Annotated in this window: 14 protein-coding genes; 5 read left to right on the top strand and 9 right to left on the bottom strand. The window is 58.6% G+C overall.

The window, feature by feature from the left end; all coding sequences use genetic code 11:
* The first annotated feature begins 244 nt into the window (after positions 1-244).
* Entirely contained in the window at positions 245-490 is a 246-nt protein-coding gene (locus ACR6AS_RS01550) for a hypothetical protein (protein WP_111139016.1), read from the top strand.
* Positions 491-633: 143 nt separating this feature from the next.
* Here ACR6AS_RS01550 and gntT read toward each other — a convergent pair whose 3' ends face one another.
* The gene (gene gntT / locus ACR6AS_RS01545) at positions 634-1,950 is read right to left on the bottom strand and encodes a gluconate transporter (protein WP_111139015.1); all 1,317 of its coding nucleotides are present in this window, start codon (positions 1,948-1,950) and stop codon (positions 634-636) included.
* Between the two features lie 290 nt (positions 1,951-2,240).
* Between gntT and ACR6AS_RS01540 the strand changes: the two genes are divergently transcribed.
* Complete coding sequence (locus tag ACR6AS_RS01540; RefSeq protein WP_418797173.1) at positions 2,241-3,389, top strand: iron-containing alcohol dehydrogenase; 1,149 nt, start codon at positions 2,241-2,243, stop codon at positions 3,387-3,389.
* Between the two features lie 76 nt (positions 3,390-3,465).
* Here ACR6AS_RS01540 and ACR6AS_RS01535 read toward each other — a convergent pair whose 3' ends face one another.
* The 4 genes from ACR6AS_RS01535 to ACR6AS_RS01520 form a co-directional block, all read right to left on the bottom strand.
* On the bottom strand, positions 3,466-4,302 hold the full coding sequence (locus ACR6AS_RS01535; RefSeq protein ID WP_293774043.1) for a Cof-type HAD-IIB family hydrolase: 837 nt from the start codon (positions 4,300-4,302) through the stop codon (positions 3,466-3,468).
* Between the two features lie 102 nt (positions 4,303-4,404).
* A complete protein-coding gene (locus ACR6AS_RS01530) occupies positions 4,405-4,878 on the bottom strand; it encodes an RcnB family protein (protein ID WP_111139013.1) in 474 nt (157 codons plus the stop codon).
* Positions 4,879-5,100: 222 nt separating this feature from the next.
* The gene (locus ACR6AS_RS01525; protein WP_367396155.1) at positions 5,101-6,198 is read right to left on the bottom strand and encodes an ABC transporter substrate-binding protein; all 1,098 of its coding nucleotides are present in this window, start codon (positions 6,196-6,198) and stop codon (positions 5,101-5,103) included.
* Between the two features lie 205 nt (positions 6,199-6,403).
* Positions 6,404-7,690, bottom strand: coding sequence for an HAAAP family serine/threonine permease (locus ACR6AS_RS01520; protein WP_434160922.1), 1,287 nt, complete (start codon positions 7,688-7,690; stop codon positions 6,404-6,406).
* Between the two features lie 361 nt (positions 7,691-8,051).
* Between ACR6AS_RS01520 and ACR6AS_RS01515 the strand changes: the two genes are divergently transcribed.
* The gene (locus tag ACR6AS_RS01515) at positions 8,052-8,642 is read left to right on the top strand and encodes a hypothetical protein (RefSeq protein ID WP_293773607.1); all 591 of its coding nucleotides are present in this window, start codon (positions 8,052-8,054) and stop codon (positions 8,640-8,642) included.
* 150 nt (positions 8,643-8,792) lie between these two features.
* The gene (locus ACR6AS_RS01510; RefSeq protein ID WP_111139009.1) at positions 8,793-9,986 is read left to right on the top strand and encodes a zinc-dependent alcohol dehydrogenase; all 1,194 of its coding nucleotides are present in this window, start codon (positions 8,793-8,795) and stop codon (positions 9,984-9,986) included.
* A 69-nt stretch (positions 9,987-10,055) separates the two neighbouring features.
* On the opposite strand, the gene ACR6AS_RS01505 is transcribed toward ACR6AS_RS01510, so the two are convergent.
* The 3 genes from ACR6AS_RS01505 to ACR6AS_RS01495 form a co-directional block, all read right to left on the bottom strand.
* Complete coding sequence (locus tag ACR6AS_RS01505) at positions 10,056-10,262, bottom strand: hypothetical protein (RefSeq protein WP_111139008.1); 207 nt, start codon at positions 10,260-10,262, stop codon at positions 10,056-10,058.
* A 138-nt stretch (positions 10,263-10,400) separates the two neighbouring features.
* On the bottom strand, positions 10,401-11,093 hold the full coding sequence (locus ACR6AS_RS01500; RefSeq protein ID WP_111139007.1) for a DUF421 domain-containing protein: 693 nt from the start codon (positions 11,091-11,093) through the stop codon (positions 10,401-10,403).
* A 205-nt stretch (positions 11,094-11,298) separates the two neighbouring features.
* Positions 11,299-11,514 (bottom strand): hypothetical protein, encoded by a 216-nt coding sequence (locus ACR6AS_RS01495; RefSeq protein ID WP_434160919.1) that lies wholly within the window; start codon positions 11,512-11,514, stop codon positions 11,299-11,301.
* Between the two features lie 145 nt (positions 11,515-11,659).
* Here ACR6AS_RS01495 and ACR6AS_RS01490 point away from each other — a divergent pair, with 145 nt between their 5' ends.
* Positions 11,660-15,421, top strand: coding sequence for an NAD(P)-binding protein (locus ACR6AS_RS01490; protein ID WP_434160917.1), 3,762 nt, complete (start codon positions 11,660-11,662; stop codon positions 15,419-15,421).
* A gap of 14 nt (positions 15,422-15,435) precedes the next feature.
* Here ACR6AS_RS01490 and ACR6AS_RS01485 read toward each other — a convergent pair whose 3' ends face one another.
* Positions 15,436-15,762, bottom strand: a complete 327-nt coding sequence (locus ACR6AS_RS01485; protein ID WP_111139005.1) for a hypothetical protein — start codon at positions 15,760-15,762, stop codon at positions 15,436-15,438.
* Positions 15,763-15,800 lie beyond the last annotated feature (38 nt).

The raw sequence follows: 15,800 nt of genomic DNA, 5'->3' as shown, positions 1-15,800 counted from the left end.
TCATCGGTTAAACACTTTTCCTGTAAGCAGTATAGACAGAAAAAATTGTTATGCCGCTTCACTTAGAGGCCGACTGTTCATAAGTTCAGCAACTTTTGCTTTTATTCCAGTTCTGAGATTAGGATCGCAACACCGCTTTTTAGTGGCACGCTTTTTTCGTTAATCAGGTGACTCCTGGCTAAAATTTAGGCGGCAAGGCAGCCCTCAATAGTGATCAGATTGAAATGAGTTGCGAGGAGATCTTATGAGCACGATTAATACCAGCATGGGCCGCTACAGCCTCAAGGCAAAAAACAGCGGTAATCACATCAAAGGTTCATTCGCCATCAACGATGAAGGCGGCACTCAGCTCACGATGCAGGAATTTGACGAGCATTACCTTGATGATGTGGTGAACAACGTTATCTACCCGGTCACCGGTGGCAACCGCGAGATTGCACGCGCACTGCGGGAAGAGATGGTGAAAGCCGGTTTCGGACCGTCTTACTGAGACGCCTGATTCAGGCTGATAAAGATGTCGGGCCGCACGTTGCGGCCCGTTTCAGGTCAGTGCCCTGCTCTGCGATCGTTGTCGGGTCATTCTTATCCCGGCCGGAAAGGCCACTCTCCCGCCCGTGTGCAGACAGGCCGCGATTAGATCATCCAGGAGAGCAGCAGGCAGCCCACCAGTCCACACACCGAGATGATGGTTTCCAGCGCCGACCAGGAGCGAATGGTTTCGCCAATTGTCAGATTAAAGTACTCCTTGAACAGCCAGAAGCCCGGGTCATTAACGTGAGAGAAGATTACGCTGCCGGAACCCACCGCGATCACCATCAGTTCCGGGCTGGCACCGCTGGTGACAATCAGCGGCGCCACAATCCCGCCCGCGGTGATCGCCGCGACCGTCGCCGAGCCGAGTGCGATACGCAGCACCGCAGCAATCGACCAGGCCATAAAGATCGGCGAAAGCTGGGTCGAGTGCATCATGCTGGCGATATATTTATCCACGCCGCTGTCGACCAGAACCTGTTTAAAGGCCCCGCCACCGCCGATGATCAACAGCATCATGGCGATGATTTTGATGGAGTCGGTCAGGGTATCCATAACCTGTTCCATCGTGCGGCCACGGTTGAGGCCAAAAGTGAAAATCGCAATCAGCACGGCAATCAGCGTAGCCATCACCGGGTCACCAAAGAACTCGGCGTAAGGCAGCAGCGCGTGGCCCTTAGGTAACAGCATCTCCGCCACCGCACGCAGCGCCATCAGCACCACCGGAACCAGCGCCGTCCAGACGCTGACACCAAAGCCGGGCATTTCCGCTTCGGTAAAGGTTTTCGGGTTATAGAGGCCCTGAGGAATCGGCTTGTCGATGTTTTTCAGGAAACGGGCGTAGACCGGCCCGGCCAGAATCACCGTCGGGATCCCGAGCAGCGTGCCGAACAGCAGCGTTTTACCCATGTCGGCGTTGAACAGCGTCGCAATCGCGGTCGGACCCGGATGTGGCGGCAGGAAGCCGTGCGTCACGGAGAGAGCCGCCGCCATCGGCACCCCAACGTAGAGCAGCGGCACGCGCGCCGAGGCCGCCACGCTGAACACCAGCGGCAGCATCAGCACAAAACCGACTTCATAGAACAGCGCGAACCCGACGATAAAGCCGGTCAGCACCAGCGCCCACTGGATATGCTTCGTACCGAATTTTTCAATCAGAGTGGTCGCAATACGCTGCGCACCGCCGCAGTCGGCCAGCAGTTTCCCGAGCATGGCACCAAAACCCATGATCAGCGCCAGGCTGCCCAGCGTGCCGCCGACGCCCGCTTTGATTGAGGTGATGACTTTATTAACCGGCATGCCCTGCATCACACCGACCGCCAGCGCCACCAGAATCAGCGCGATAAATCCATTGAGCTTAAAGCGAATCATCAGCAGCAGCAGTAGCGCGACGCCGATCGCCACATAGAGTAATGGCATAGCTTTTCTCCACCTTGCGCACCGGACAGCATCCGGTGTCGTTTATTATCGTGAGCCCCTGAAGGCGACAAAACAGAGCGTCTGTAAAAGGTTTACACATTCCGACAAACGCTGTTACCGATAACATGTTAAGGGTAACATCCGCATGAAAGCACCACTCCGCCGGGGTGAATTTCTGTTTTGCGAAGGTGATCAACTTTTTGCCGGTACGTTATCAGAAAGTTTGCCAATGCCCGCCCGGCGCTTTTCGTTACACTCAGATTTTAGCGAAACAGACAAAGGATGCGCTGGTGAGTGAGAACCTGAGTGAGCTGTACAGTAATCAACGAACCCTCTTTGGCCGCGGGAGCCTGAATAAACTGGTGCCGCTGCTGGCCGCCCGTCCGCAGCCTACGCTGCTGTTTTGCGGGCACTCTTTTCTGCAGGGCCCGGCCTACGCCAGGCTGAAAGCCGGACTCAACGATCACATCATCGGTTACGAGATCGTCAGCCATGAAGCCTCTCCCGCCGACATTGATGGCTGGGTGGCGCGCTGGCGCGGCCATGTCGATCGGGTGGTCGCGATTGGCGGAGGGAGCGTGCTGGATGCGGCGAAAGCTTTCAGCGCGATGGTGCAGCATCCGTTGCCTGTCGCCCGCTATCTGGAAAAAGTGGGTGACACGGCGGTTCAGCCCATCACCCTGCCGCTGATCGCCATTCCGACCACCGCCGGAACCGGGAGTGAAGTCACCCAGAATGCGGTGGTGACCGATCAGCGTGATATTCAGATCAAAGCGTCACTGCGCCATCCGGTCTTTGTGCCGGAAGTCGCGATTCTCGACCCTGACCTGCTGAAAGGCGCACCGGATCGGGTGCTGGCGACCTGCGGTATCGACGCCTTTACCCATCTGTTTGAAGCTTATCTCTCCAGCAAGGGGAATCTCTTCACTCGCCAGCTGGCCCTGACCGGCCTGCGTCAGTTTATTCAGGCCTGGCCCGATCTGAACCGGGAGGATGACGCAGGCGATCGGGCACGGGACGCGATGATGATGGCCTCCTGGCTGGGCGGCGTCAGCCTCAGCAGCGCCGGCCTGGGGGTGATCCACGGCATTGCCGGTGAGCTGGGGGCGATTAAACCCTTCCATCATGGTGAAGTGTGCGGCCGTCTGCTCTTTCCGTTCCTGGAGCTGCTGGCCGACAGCGGCCATCCGCTTCAGCGCCAGCTGATGGCCGAGCTGCATGCAGAGCTCTTTAACGAAACCACAGATTCTCCGGCCCGGTTCCTTAAGCAGTGGCTGCAGCAGCAGGCGATCGTGGCTTTCTGGCAGGATGGGCCGTCGCTGAGCCATGCGGAGATGGAGTGGATTCTGGCGCGCGCCAGCAGTAAAAATTCACTGATTGATTACAGCCGTGAGCAGATGCAGAAGATGCTCGCCCAGGCCTGGCCCGTGACAGAGTAACCCGCCCTATAGCCGGGGATCGGCTGGTCAGGCCGATCTCCGGCTGCAGAGTGGCGCGGTTTGCCGCGCCGCTCTGCTAAGCCGATGTGGCGCTAAAGGGTCCGCTGCCAGCCAGCATCTGCTCAATCACCTGCAGCACGCCCTGCTCGTTATTGGCGGGGGCCGCATAGCGCGCCGCCTGCTTCACCCGCTCGGGCGCGTTAGCCATCGCAAAACTGAAGCCCGACTGTCTGAGCATCTCCAGATCGTTGCCACCGTCACCAAACGCCAGCACCTGATCGTGCGAAATACCCCAGCGCCGGGCCAGCAGGTCCAGACCGTGCGCTTTATGGTTTCCGGGCACGATCAGATCCACCGAACCGTGACCGCTTGAGGTCGCGGCTATGCGGCCCTGATGCAGCCGCTCAATATCCGCCATTAAGGGTTCGATGTAGTCATCCGAGAGGTTCAGCGCGAACTTGAACAGCCGGTCATCCTGCACGTCATCCAGCCTGTTAATCGGCTTCAGCCGGTGGCAGTAATGCCGCATTTTCTTCAGCCACGTCTCATCCATGCCCTCGAAGTAGTAAGCGCTTTCCCGGCCGCACAGCAGGTAGCGCAGGCCCGGATAGTCCCCGTTTTTCAGGGTGGCGATCACAGCTTCCACATCGCGGCGTTCAAAGGCACCGCAAAACAGCTCCTCATCACGGTCGATAATCCAGGCGCCGTTCTCTGCGACAAAGGCGATCTCGCTGGCGATCGCCGGGAAGAACGATTTGAGCTGGTAATACTGATTGCCGCTGGCCACCACAAATCTGATGTCACGGGCGATGAGTTGCTGATAGCAGGCGAGAAAACGGGATCGGTCATACTGCTTGCTATCGTCCAGAAAGGTGCCGTCCATATCTACCGCCACCATCTTAACCGTCGTCATCATGACTCCTTACACAGGGAATGTTCAGCATGGAGTCTCAGAATAGACGCTGGGGCCGTAAAACGGAAAGAAAGCGGGATGACCGATGCCATCCCGGAAGAATCAGTTCATGGCACTGTTCAGCACCAGGGCGGTAATGACACCGGTTGCGGCCGCAATTAAGACATAGTTGCCGTCGATGTCTGCCCAGTGATAACCGCGCGGCGGCTCACGCAGACCGCGTTCATGCCAGTTGTCTACCCGGTAATGGTCGCCGCGATATTCCGGCGGGATGGGATGGCCGCGACGGAAGTCGTGCCCCTGCCAGGCGAAATGATCGCGCGCATCGTCTCTGTCGCGACGGCTGTGATCTTCATGGCGATCCCGGCCCTGATCATGCGGGTTTCTGTCGCCATGACCCGGATTGTCGCGGCCACGATTCGGCGTGTGATCGCGACTGTCCGGTCCGCGATCGCTGTTCTGATGCGGTACCGGCATACGGTGTCCGTTATCGTGGTCATCCGCCTGTGCGGCCTGCGAGAAGAGTGTGCTGCATGTCAAAAGTGAAGCGATAAGCGTTAACGTTGTTTTTTTCATGATCTTGTCTCCGAAATCACGGCGATTCAGGCACCGTTAAGCGGCATCATGGCAATCACTGAGGCAGCAAACATCGGCAATAGTCTTAAAAACCATTAACTTACAAAGAATTACGCTTGCTTATCGCTTTCTTAACAGAGCCAGGCCTCTCAGGGCCAGCCGGACAGAGAAACTTCCATCCGGCTGGTCACGCTGAAATGCCTCAGCCCCTGCGCGCTCCGTTCAGGGCGTGCTGAGGATCACCGGGGCATCCGGTAATCCGGTAAAGCGCGTCACAATGTGATGGTAATCGGCTGCAGGATCGAGATCGCGGAAACTCCCGGGGTAGAGATCTTTTGCCAGGATCTCCATGCCGATGATGTTGTAAGGGTGATTATAGAAATGGTGGTAAACGCCATAAACCCGTTTCTGTTTCACCGGTTCGATCTGCGCCAGACCCGTACGGCTCTGCAGACGGTTGAAGGTAGCGGTCACATCGGTCTGACTCGCGCCATAGCCAAACGGCAGCACGTTGCTGTTCGGGCGCTTCGATCCGGTCATGATGTAGACATCCGGCTTCATGGCGATAATCTTCTCCAGCGACACAAAGCCTGAGCTGCCGGGCAGCAGCGAAGAGCCGATATTTTTTCCGCCAACCGCTTCCACCAGCGCACCCCAGCCGTTGTGACCGTGGGTAAAGCAGCAGTTATCGCTGTTACCGGCGATCGGTTCGATAAAGACCGTCGGCTTCTCCGGCACCTGAGCAATCTTCCGCTGAAGCATCTCCCAGCGCTGCTGATAGAAATCGGCGTACTCTTTCGCCTCCGTTTCGCGGTTCAGCACGGTGCCCAGCACTTTCACACTTTTCAGCGTGTTCTCTTTCGGGTGCAGCTCATCATCCAGGAACAGCACCGGGATGTGCAGATTTTTCAGGGTGGCAAGGACGCCCGACTGGGCCAGCGCCGGTTTTGCACGCAGCTGGGCAATCATCAGATCGGGCTGCTTCGCCAGCACGCTCTCCAGGTTAACCTGCCCCTGATCGTTAAAGCCCATATCCACAATCGACGTCGCCTGTGGCCAGCGCTGCTTCAGCAGATCCCAGGTCTGGGTGTCCTGCTTTTTCGGCAGGTTGTTCCAGGCCACGACCCGCTGAAACGGGTTCTGCCGATCCAGCAACGCCAGCGCCATTACGTCGCGGCCATCCTGCAAAATCACATGCTGCGGCTCTTTCTGCAGCGTAATTTTCTGACCATCCATGTCGGTCACCGTGACCGGATAGGTGGTCGCGGCACAGGCGGCAGAGAGTAAAAGTGTGGTGGCAGCAACAATCCTGAGTTTCATGTTTCTCCTGTCCTTTAAAGAAATAATAACTATTCGCGTTTACTCTACCATGTGAACCGGTAACAGATGTAACTATTGCTAACCAGATGCGTCTGAAAGGCGTGCACGGCCAGTGATAATGGTCGTGAAGGGACAGATTGCAGGCAGGAAAAGGGAGAAAGGCAGCAGGCACACCTCCGCGCGGTGGGATGTGCCTGTTTTCGGGTTACTTCACCAGTGAATAGAAGATGGCGGAGATGGCTATCAGCCCAACCAGCACGACAAACAGGTTGCTGATTCTGCCGCTGTACTGCCGCATCGCCGGGACTTTCTGGATGGCGTACATCGGCATCAGGAACAGGATCATGGCGATAACCGGGCCGCCAAGCGTCTCAATCATGCCGAGAATATTCGGGTCCAGCGTCGCTACCAGCCAGGTGCTCAGCAGCATAAACAGAGAGGTCAGGCGATTCAGCCGGGCGGGCGCAAGGCTTTTGCCCCGGCTGCGCAGCGCCTTACTTACTATGCCGTTAAACCCTTCGCGCGCGCCCAGATAGTGACCCAGGAACGATTTGGTGATCGCCACGATAGCAATCAGCGGCCCAAGCCAGGCGATCATCGGCACCTGAAAATGGTTAGCCAGATAGGAGAGGATGGTGATGTTCTGCGCCTTGGCGGCATGCAGATCTTCCGGCGACAGGCTCAGCACGCAGCTGAAGACAAAGAACATCACCGTAACCACCATCATCAGGTGTGAGCAGGCCAGGATGCGCGAACATTTTTTCTCAGCGGCGTCGCCATACTCTTCGCGCTTTGCCAGCGCAAAAGAGGAGATGATTGGCGAATGGTTGAATGAAAAGACCATCACCGGGATCGCCAGCCACAGCGTCATCCACAGGCTGCTGCCAGCAGGCTGAACGCTCAGCGTGGAGAACGCAGCGCCGTGCCAGTGCGGGATCAGATAGCAGGCCATCAGCATCAGCACCGCCACGAAGGGATAAACCAGCACGCTCATCGCTTTGACGATCATCTTTTCGCCGAAGCGCACAATGGTCATCAGTCCGACAATCAGCAGCAGCGACAGCAGCGCGCGGGGCGGTGGCACCAGGCCGAGCTGATTGACCATCAGGCTCTCCACCGTGTTGGTAATCGCCACGCTGTACATCAGCAGGATCGGATAGATAGCAAAGAAGTAGAGCAGCGTAATGACTTTGCCCGCGCCGACGCCAAAATGCTCCTCGACCACCTCCGTGATATCGCCAGCGGGGTTTTTACCGGAGAGCACAAACCGTGTCAGGGCGCGATGCGCGTAAAAGGTCAGCGGAAAGGCCAGTATCGCCATGATAATCAACGGGATCAGCCCGCCGACGCCAGCATTGATGGGCAGGAACAGCACACCCGCGCCTATCGCGGTGCCATAGAGGCCCAGCATCCACATGGTGTCGGTTTTACGCCATCCTGTATCGACGTTCCTCTCAAGCGCGCCAAGCGTGCCAGTTTGCGTGGTTTTCATCAGATATTCCGTGTTAAAAGCCGCCAGTAACCTGAGCCGCCGGGCCGGTCCTCTCCCCTGCCCTGCGCCTCAGCTGCCGCAGGAGGGATCAGCGATTCTGCTGACCCGCCCCGTGGACAGGTAATCGTTTGCGTGCGCCACCTTTTACACTACCTGACGATAAAAGTTCAAGCCATGCCGACAAACACGCATAGATTGCTGAAAAAACCGTCAGGTTGTGCAACGCCATTGCGCGGCGATCATGCCATCTTTGCTGACGAATTACCGCCCTGAAAGGTGATCCCTGTAACGGATTAGCGCAACGGTCTACGCTTTAAGTGGCGGTATCGCGATAACGCTTACCGGTACTCAGGAGAAGAGAATGAAAATTGCCTGCCTTGGATGGGGATCGCTAATCTGGAAAGCTGGCGCACTGCCGGTAGCCAGCCAGTGGCACCATGATGGTCCTGCTGTACCGATTGAATTTGTGCGCATCGCAGACGGCGGCGAACTCTCAACAGCCATCTGCCTCAATGCCCGTCCGGTGCCGGTGCTCTGGGCGTGGCTGAATACCGCCTCGCTGGAGAGCGCCTGCCGCGCCCTGCGCATTCGCGAGGCGATTCCGGACCGCCGCGTCGACGGCATTGGCATGATGACCGTGACCGATAGCGACGCTGGGCCGCTGGCGGTGTGGGCTCAGGCAAAGGGCATTGAAGGTCTGATCTGGACCGGCCTGCCCGCCCGTGTGGGTAGCGTGGAAGGCCAGATCCCGTCGCTGGAGGAGGCCCGCCGCTATCTGCAGCAGCTCACGGGAGAGACACGGGCGCACGCGTATCACTATATCGAACAGGTTCCGGCTCAGATCGATACGGACTACCGTCGGGCGCTGGCCGACCTGATCCGCTGGCAGCCTGATGCCCGCACCGTGACGGCGACCTCCACCCGGCTGCATCCGCCCTGCCAGCCCGGCTGAAACCGCCCGGTCTGCTCTGCCGCTCTGCTTACTCCTCAAAGGGTTACTACACTTCAGGCAGGTTTCGATTTCAGGTTCCCTGAGTCTTCCCCGCCGGTTGTCAGCCTCTCCGGTCTGGCCGCCATTCCCCTATCAGCAGGAGATGAACAGATGAAAGCATTAACCTATCACGGTCCGCATAAAGTCAGCGTGGACAACGTGCCGGACCCGGGGCTGGAAGCCGCAGATGACATCATTCTGCGTGTGACGGCCACCGCGATTTGCGGCTCCGATCTGCACCTCTACCGTGGCAAGATCCCCGGAACCGGGCATGGCGATATCTTTGGTCATGAGTTTATGGGGGAAGTGGTCGAGACCGGCAGCGCCGTGACCGCCGTCGCCAAAGGCGATCGGGTGGTGATCCCGTTCGTTATCGCCTGTGGCGACTGCTTTTTCTGTCTGCTGAGCCAGTACGCTGCCTGTGAAAATACCAACAGCGGCCGGGGCGCTATCCTGAACCGTAAAAACATCACGCCCCCTGCGGCGCTGTTTGGCTTCAGTAAGCTTTATGGCGGCGTGCCCGGCGGCCAGGCGGAGTATGTGCGGGTGCCGAAGGCCAACACCGGCCCGTTTAAGGTGCCCTCGGTGCTGTCAGATGAGAAGGTACTGTTCCTGTCCGACATTCTGCCCACGGCCTGGCAGGCTGTGAAGAATGCCGAAGTAAAACCGGGCTCCAGCCTGGCGATTTTCGGGGCCGGGCCGGTGGGGCTGCTGAGTGCCGCTTGCGCCCGTCAGCAGGGCGCCGAGCAGATCTTCATGATTGACCACAATAACTATCGTCTGAACTTTGCCCGCGAACGCTACGGCGTCATCCCGATTAACTTCGACGATATCGACGATCCGGCTGGCTGGATTATCGAACACAGCACCGGGAACCGGGGTGTGGATGCGGTGATCGACGCCGTCGGCTTCGAGGCGAAAGGCAGCATGACGGAGACGGTGCTCACCAATCTCAAACTGGAGGGCAGCAGCGGTAAAGCGTTGCGTCAGTGTATTGCCGCGGTCCGTCGTGGCGGTATCGTCAGCGTGCCGGGCGTCTACGCCGGATTTATTCACGGCTTCCTGTTTGGTGATGCCTTCGACAAAGGGCTGACCTTTAAAATGGGACAGACGCATGTTCACGCCTATCTGCCTGATCTGCTGAAGCTGATCGAAGAGGGGCATCTGACGCCGGAAGAGATTGTCACCCACCATCTGCCGCTGGAAGATGCCGCACGCGGCTATGACATCTTCGCCAGACGCGAAGAGGAGTGCCGTAAGATCATTCTGGTTCCCGGCATGACAGCCACGCAGGCGACGATATAAATGTCACCGGCCCGGAGGGATTAACGCCGCCCCTGCGTTCCCGGCAGAGCTCTCTGCCGGGAACCGGGGTCAGGACGGCCTGCGTTGCAGGCTGCTCCGCCACTCCCGCCTTTCCAGCAGATGTTCATCCGGCGAATCCGCCGTATCCACCTGACTCCCCTGCTCCAGCCATCGCGCGCTGCGCGAGTGCGGATGACTTTCACCAATCACCTGTTGTGCAAACGCGCCACAGGAGAGAAATAAAAACAGTAATGCACTGGCCAGCCTGGCTTTCATAAGCACACCTCAGCAGAAACGGTGCGGTTATGCTGCCCGAAAGGTTTTCGTTTTCTGTCAGTAACAGGCAAAGTTATGTGGGGAGCAGCAACAGACTGCGACCGGTTTAGCGGCGATGAACCGGTCAGTGACGGGTCCTTAATGCAGACGGCGCACGGTGAGTGCCGCAGACCAGCGCTGCCGCTGACAGCGTGGACAGACGGCCTGCTGCTGCGCCTCAATCATCCGGGTCTGACCGCAATGGGTGCAGGCGTAGAGCGCACTGACTGGCACGCGGCTGTAATCCTGCCGGTGCGCAGGAGGCAGCACACTTAACCCGGCGCGCATCTCATCGTCGTCATAGAAATAGAGGCTGAGCTGACCATCGACCTCCACCAGCGCCAGCCGGATCTGACCCAGATGCTCAACGCCGCTCTGACGCAATTCCATATAAAACTCATCTTCAGAAATATTGAGCCGATCCAGACTCTCCAGCACATAGACCCCTTCCTGAATCAGAGTGATGACGTCGCCCTGAATAAGCCGGGAAAAGCGCGGGCTGTGTGCCGTCAGCCAGGTAGTCAGCCGATAGAGCGCCAGCAGCACCACAAACACCATGATGACCGGCAACACCGGCACATCGTCGTAAAACGTCACGTCACCGGATGCCGAACCCAGCGTCAGAATCACGACCAGTTCAAACAGCGACAGCTGACGCACACCGCGACGGCCTGACACTTTCAGAAAGGTAAAAACGACCAGATAAGCGATCAGGACCCGTGCCATCACCTCAAATAAAAAGGTGGCCGGTTGATCATTCAGTAAAAATCGGTGCCAGTCGAATGAGAACATAGTCTGCTAAACATCCTGTAGTAAGCGCCTCTTCACAGGCTTGCTGATAATCCGGCGATTCAGGCCAGTAATAAATCAATTCTGGCGTCAGCCGTGCAAAAGGCAAGCGAAGCAGCAGAGCGAAAGCCGGTAAGTCTGACCTGACCGCATGTAGAGGAAAAGGTTAACAAAGCTGAAAATAGCCGCCGGCCGGTTCACGCTGCGTTTATTTCGCTTTTTGGGAAAAAAGAAGCTGGATATAACTACATCCTGCTGGAATTCTTTTGCCGCTTCGCTTTTTTTCTTTTCTCTTCAACACCTTGCCATATATTCCTGCCAACCTATACTTTCCGGCAAGCGTTCCAGAAAACCGATTAACAGCCCGGAAATCCGCTTTTTCCTGCCGATAGCGCGACCCGTTAACACCTGCTATCTCACTCATGCATTTTCCACAGAACAGACTGTGGCTTATGGCAAGGATCGCCCGTCCGTTCAGAGCGGCTGCTCTGCTTTGCATACTCAACTCCCTGACCCGTTCAGCAACGGCTCGTCAGCGGGGATCGTGTTGGCTTTTTTCGGGAGATGTCATGACGCCCTTTTCCAGTTTCTGGCAGGCCGGTTACGAAGGTGCCGATCATATCAATCCGTCAGGCGTTGCGCTGTCGATGAACGATCTGAACCAGCACCAGGCGCGTGCAGCAGAGGATTATGCCGCCCTGGCCCCCTTCTCTTTTCGCACCGTGCGCGAAAGCGTGGGCTGGCGGTTGTGTGAGCGCGACGGCCACTACGATTTCTCCTCCGTCGCCGCCCGGATGCAGGCAGCCGAACAACAGGGCATCCAGCTGAGCTGGACGATCTGTCACTATGGCTGGCCCGCGGGCGTCACGCTGTTTGATCACGATTTTGTCAGTCGTTTCGCCACGTTCTGCGGTGCACTGGCCCGCTTTCTGGCTCCCTTATATCAGCAGCCTCCGGTCTATTCACCGATGAATGAGATCTCGTTTGTCAGCTGGGGGATCTCGGTCGGGCTGTTCGCCTGTGACGCCAGGCCGGGGCCGGATCCGGCGGATGCGGCCAAACAGCAGCTGGTACGCGCGACCCTTGCCGCCTGCGAAGCGATCTGGCAGGCCGATCCGCGCGCGCGTCTGCTGCACTGCGATCCCCTGATCCACATCGTGGCCGATCCCGCCGATCCTGCGGGCTCAGACGTGGCACGCGCGATGTGCGACACCCAGTTTCAGGCGTGGGATATGCTGAGCGGCCGACGCAATCCGGAACTGGGCGGTGCCCCGCGCTATCTCGATCTGGTGGGCGTCAACTATTACCACGACAACCAGTGGGAGCAGGGCTCAGGCCAGCGACTCCACTGGCATCTGGGCGACCGTCGCCGCCAGCCGCTGCATCGGATGCTGCAGCAGGTCTGGCAGCGTTACCAGCGCCCGCTGCTGCTGGCAGAAACCAGCCACGTCGGCAGCGGACGCGGGGCCTGGATCCAGGAGATCACCGCGCAGGTTGCGCAGGCCCAGCTGGCAGGCGTTGAGCTACTCGGCATCTGCCTCTATCCGATCCTTGATCGCCCCTTATGGGAGGAGACCACCTTCTGGACCCGCAGCGGATTATGGGATCTCGATCGGCTGGGGCCCGATCCTTACGCCCGCCAGTTGCAGCAGCCCTATGCCCAGGCACTCCGCCAGTCACAGCACTTTTTGCAGCACCTTCACGCCCAACAACATCAACGCCAGGAGCACACCATGAAGCCACCTGTTCTGCTTGTATTCAGCCATCTGCGCTGGGGATTTGTTTTCCAGCGTCCGCAGCAGCTACTGACACGTCTGGCGCAGCACTATCGCGTGGTGTTTGTCGAAGAGCCGGTCTGGCAGGCGGGACCGCCGGGCCTGCACCAGAGTTCGCCTGCCGCCAATATCACGGTGATCCAGCCGCATACGGACAGCGATGCACCCGGTTTTCACGACAGCCAGATCGCCCCGCTGCTGCCGTTGCTGACCCCGCTGCTGGAAGAGGATGAGCAGCCGCTGATCTGGTTCTACACGCCGATGGCGCTGCCGCTGCTGACGCCGTTTGATCCGGCGCTGGTGATATATGATTGCATGGATGAGCTTTCCGCCTTCCGGAATGCGCCGCGCCAGCTCCAGCAGCGTGAATCGGCACTGATGACCCGCGCCGATCTGGTCTTCACCGGCGGCACCAGCCTCTATGAAGCCAGACGCGACAAACATCCGCATGTCTGCTGCTTCCCCAGCAGCGTCGATGCGGTCCATTTTGAGCAGGCGCGCGATCGCAGCAATCGTCATCCGCTGCAGGATGCGATCCCGCCGCGGCGCCTGGGCTATTACGGCGTGCTGGATGAGCGCATCGACCTGCCCCTGATTGCGGCGCTGGCGGACACTCATCCTGACTGGCAGATTGTGATGGTCGGGCCGGTCGTAAAAATCGATCCCGCCAGCCTGCCACAGCGTGCCAATATCCACTGGATGGGTCAGCAGCCCTATCAGGCGCTGCCACAGTTTCTGGCGGGCTGGGATGTCTGCCTGATGCCGTTTGCGATTAATGCCTCAACCCGCTACATCTCACCCACCAAGGTGCTGGAGTATATGGCGGCGCAGCTGCCGATTGTCAGTACCGCCATTGTCGATGTGGCGCGCCACTACGCAGAGGAGGTGGCGGTAGCGGAGAACCACGCTGACTTTATCACCGCCTGTGAACAGGCAATGACGATGAGTGCCGCAGACCGGCTGGCCCTGACGGGACGGATGCAGGATAAAGTGGATGCCACCTCATGGGATCGCACGGCGGAGCAGATACATACGCTAATCCAGCAGGCGCTGACGCAGCGTCAGCCCGCAGCAGAGCCGGCAGATCGGGTCAGTGCTCAGGCGAACGTCATGCCCTTAACGCCCGCGATGCTGGAAAGTAAAGCGGTGCCCTGTCTGATCATCGGCGCAGGCCCGACCGGGCTGAGTGCCGGTTATCACTATGGCGAAGATGCAGTGGTGCTGAAGAAAAATAGCACACCCGGCGGCTGGTGCCGCTCCATCGACGATCGGGGTTTTACCTTCGATTATGCCGGGCACATCATGTTCTCGCAGGACCCGTATGTCCTGGCGCTTTATGAGATGCTGCTGGGCGACAATCTGCACTGGCAGGCCCGTGAAGCCTGGGTCTACAGCAACGGCGTCTATACCCGCTATCCTTTCCAGTCCGCGCTGCATGGCTTGCCGGTCGGAATAGTTAAAGAGTGTGTGCTGGGGGCGATTGAGGCGCGTTACGGCGAAACCACCCCTGTCGCCACACCGCTGGATCGGGCGCGGACGCGGCGGGACTGCTGTGCGGATGGTGCGATTCCCGATGAGGGCAGCAGCATGGGTGACGTGGCTGGCGATGAGGATTTCCAGCACTTCATTATGCGGACCTGGGGTAAAGGCATCGCGCGTCATTTTGCCCTGCCCTACAACCAGAAACTGTGGAAAGTGCCGCTGACCGACATGGAAACCTCATGGCTGGGTGGACGGGTTCCCCTGCCTGACCTGGCACAGATCATTGATGGGGCGCTGCAACCGCTGGCGAAACCTGTGGGTCCGAACGCGCGTTTTGGCTATCCGCTTCGCGGTGGCTTCCAGGCGCTGATGTCCGGCTTTTTACCCCATCTGAAATGTACTCTGGAAACAGACACCACCCTGACCCGCCTCTATCCCCAGGCGCACGTCGCGCTGCTGGCGGATGGCCGCCACTACCGCTATGAGCAGTTGATCAGCACCATGCCGCTGCCGGAGCTGATTAAACTGATGGGCGACGAGGTGCCGGAGAGTGTGCAACGGGCGGCAAAACAGCTTCAGTTTGTCTCCGTGCGCTGCGTGAATCTGGGGATTGGTCGTGCTGACCTGACGGAAAAGCACTGGATCTACTATCCCGGCGATACGCTGTTTCATCGCATTTTTGTGCAGGGCAACGCCAGCCCGCACTGCAATCCGCCGGGCGGTTTTGGCTTAACCTGCGAAATCACCTATAACGCTGCCCATCCGCTGCCGCTGACAGGCGATGCCCTGATCGAGCGCTGCCGCCAGGATTGCATCCGCGTCGGCATGATTACCGCAGAGGATCCCCTGCTCTGCGCCTCAGAGGTCGATATGCCTTACGCATACGTGGTCTACGACCATGCGCGCAGCGATAACGTCGCACTGATACGTCAGTGGCTCCTGACGCAGGATATTCATCTGTCGGGCCGCTACAGTGAGTGGGAGTACTACAATTCAGATCACGCCTTCCTGGCCGGCAAACGCGCGGCGGAGAGCGTCCGGCAGCAGCATCTCAGCGAACAGATGCCTGGCTGATCTGATGCAGTCTGCTATGAAAGCCGCTGGCTGCATTTCGCGGCTTTCAGCGACTGCAGCTGGTTCAGCCGCCGCTCCGCCTTCTGGCTGGCACTGTATTTCGCGATACCATTGCCCAGCCCGAAATCACCGACAAAACCGAGCACGGTCAGCGCATCAAACTGGCCGGTCTGCTCAATATCACTCTGCACGCTGTGCGCTTTAGCCAGCTCCTGATCCAGTGCGCTGCAATTCAGCATCGCTGACTCTTCCGGCGTGACCGCCGCCGCCTGCGGATAGTGCTTGGTGGCGCAGCCGGTGACGACCAGCGCCAGCAGCAGGATGATCCGTGGTGTGTTCATTTTTTGTTGCCTGTTTTTTGTCCGATTAACCGGGTTAT

It is taken from the genome of Pantoea phosphatilytica (assembly GCF_051025615.1).
Taxonomy (GTDB): domain Bacteria; phylum Pseudomonadota; class Gammaproteobacteria; order Enterobacterales; family Enterobacteriaceae; genus Pantoea.
This window is presented reverse-complemented; position numbering and strand designations above follow the sequence as displayed.

What these genes read in the sequence shown, in the direction of transcription:
- ACR6AS_RS01500 (WP_111139007.1), bottom strand. Translation starts at nt 11,093, where the DNA reads ATGTTCTCATTCGACTGGCACCGATTTTTACTGAATGATCAACCGGCC.
- ACR6AS_RS01510 (WP_111139009.1), top strand. Translation starts at nt 8,793, where the DNA reads ATGAAAGCATTAACCTATCACGGTCCGCATAAAGTCAGCGTGGACAAC.
- ACR6AS_RS01550 (WP_111139016.1), top strand. Translation starts at nt 245, where the DNA reads ATGAGCACGATTAATACCAGCATGGGCCGCTACAGCCTCAAGGCAAAA.
- ACR6AS_RS01530 (WP_111139013.1), bottom strand. Translation starts at nt 4,878, where the DNA reads ATGAAAAAAACAACGTTAACGCTTATCGCTTCACTTTTGACATGCAGC.
- ACR6AS_RS01535 (WP_293774043.1), bottom strand. Translation starts at nt 4,302, where the DNA reads ATGACGACGGTTAAGATGGTGGCGGTAGATATGGACGGCACCTTTCTG.
- ACR6AS_RS01505 (WP_111139008.1), bottom strand. Translation starts at nt 10,262, where the DNA reads ATGAAAGCCAGGCTGGCCAGTGCATTACTGTTTTTATTTCTCTCCTGT.
- ACR6AS_RS01485 (WP_111139005.1), bottom strand. Translation starts at nt 15,762, where the DNA reads ATGAACACACCACGGATCATCCTGCTGCTGGCGCTGGTCGTCACCGGC.
- ACR6AS_RS01525 (WP_367396155.1), bottom strand. Translation starts at nt 6,198, where the DNA reads ATGAAACTCAGGATTGTTGCTGCCACCACACTTTTACTCTCTGCCGCC.
- ACR6AS_RS01495 (WP_434160919.1), bottom strand. Translation starts at nt 11,514, where the DNA reads ATGAGTGAGATAGCAGGTGTTAACGGGTCGCGCTATCGGCAGGAAAAA.
- ACR6AS_RS01490 (WP_434160917.1), top strand. Translation starts at nt 11,660, where the DNA reads ATGACGCCCTTTTCCAGTTTCTGGCAGGCCGGTTACGAAGGTGCCGAT.
- gntT (WP_111139015.1), bottom strand. Translation starts at nt 1,950, where the DNA reads ATGCCATTACTCTATGTGGCGATCGGCGTCGCGCTACTGCTGCTGCTG.
- ACR6AS_RS01515 (WP_293773607.1), top strand. Translation starts at nt 8,052, where the DNA reads ATGAAAATTGCCTGCCTTGGATGGGGATCGCTAATCTGGAAAGCTGGC.
- ACR6AS_RS01520 (WP_434160922.1), bottom strand. Translation starts at nt 7,690, where the DNA reads ATGAAAACCACGCAAACTGGCACGCTTGGCGCGCTTGAGAGGAACGTC.